Origin of the sequence: Pseudomonas sp. Pseusp97 (assembly GCF_047304025.1) — a bacterium.
GTDB lineage: Bacteria > Pseudomonadota > Gammaproteobacteria > Pseudomonadales > Pseudomonadaceae > Pseudomonas.
In genome coordinates this window covers 1-266 of sequence record NZ_JBGLYK010000543.1, presented here as the reverse complement: position 1 = coordinate 266, position 266 = coordinate 1, and the positions used below count along the sequence as shown (strand labels likewise).

The window sequence follows — 266 nt, the reverse complement described above, 5'->3', positions numbered from 1 at the left end:
CCATGGGCCGCTGCAGGGTTTCGTCGCCGGGCCGCGCGCGCAGCCAGCCACGGGAAATGGCCGCGGCGACCTCGGGGGCGCAGAGGCTTTCCTTGAAGGAGTCGGGAGCGATGACGACTTTCATGGGGCAGGTCCGTTGAGCGAGAGGATGGAGGGCATCCTACACCGCACAACAGACGGACATGCTCTTGTAGGAGCGGGGGGTGTGGGGGGCCCCCGGAGGGGGGGGGGGTTTTGGAGGAAGAAGGGGGGGAGGGAAAAAAAAA

The 266-nt window shown here is 66.5% G+C and carries 1 protein-coding gene; it reads right to left on the bottom strand.

Going from position 1 to position 266, the window contains the following annotated elements; genetic code table 11:
- A partial coding sequence (locus ACCC94_RS30265; protein ID WP_413353242.1) for a glycerate kinase occupies window positions 1-124 on the bottom strand: 124 nt, incomplete at its 3' end.
- Window positions 125-266: the final 142 nt, after the last annotated feature.